Raw genomic sequence first — 271 nt, 5'->3', positions numbered from 1 at the left:
CCCGGTAAAGAAGTAAATACGACTCGGGTGACGCATCCTACAGCCTGCGGTGAAGCTACCACATGAGCCCCTTGCTCACTCGCCCACTGCTGCGCGGCTGGACTTGGATCATACGCGTAAACATGATAGCCCTTTTTCAACAAACTACCGATCATTCCCTTGCCCATTGCTCCACTGCCAATGACTCCAATCGCTTCCATACTTGCTCCCCCTACTCTCTACAGGCTTATGCGCGAATATAGACCGTTTTGGTCTCGATGTAGAAATCGAG

General features: G+C 51.7%; 1 protein-coding gene. It reads right to left on the bottom strand.

Annotated features, from left to right (window positions below; genetic code table 11):
- Positions 1–200: NAD(P)-binding domain-containing protein (locus SB775_RS29720; protein ID WP_410864831.1), on the bottom strand; the 200-nt coding region annotated here is incomplete at its 3' end.
- Between the last annotated feature and the right edge of the window lie 71 nt (positions 201–271).

The organism is Peribacillus sp. SIMBA_075 (assembly GCF_046534585.1).
Note: the sequence above shows the minus strand (reverse complement) of the source record. Positions and strands in the feature narration are given on the sequence as shown.